Raw genomic sequence first — 467 nt, 5'->3', positions numbered from 1 at the left:
GTCTTTAATACCCTGAATTACGGACTCGTCGATCACCACGGAGCTGGTGTATTTTTCACCGCCGTGTACGATACGGTGGCCGATTGCGGTCAGCTGAGCAGACAGTTCTGGTTTTTGTGCCAGAATAGTGTTAACGATAAAGTTCAGCGCTTCACTGTGCGCGGCGCCCGCGCCTAACTCGGCTTCTTGTTTGCTGCCGTCCATTTTCCATTTGATACGGGCTTCCGGCAGGTGGAAGCATTCCGCTAAACCGGACAGATATTCGTCGCCGTTCACGGCGTCAAGGATAGCAAATTTCAGAGAGGAGCTACCGCAGTTCAGAACCAGTACTAACTTACTCGACATGGAAGTACCTTTTTATGATACGTGGCTAAAAAAACGTCAGTGTGTCATTAGCGTAGCGCAGGATGACCTCGACATTTATGATTAACATCATGCCTTGTTCTGTTTTCGGGCACGATGAGAGA

Annotated in this window: 1 pseudogene; it reads right to left on the bottom strand. The window is 49.3% G+C overall.

The annotated features are described in order from the left end of the window. Positions 1–345: pseudogene (gene ackA / locus M3223_RS23870) on the bottom strand (acetate kinase); the annotation flags it as partial. Between the last annotated feature and the right edge of the window lie 122 nt (positions 346–467).

This window comes from Paenibacillus pasadenensis (assembly GCF_023715725.1).
GTDB lineage: Bacteria > Bacillota > Bacilli > Paenibacillales > Paenibacillaceae > Paenibacillus_O > Paenibacillus_O pasadenensis_A.
Note: the sequence above shows the minus strand (reverse complement) of the source record. Positions and strands in the feature narration are given on the sequence as shown.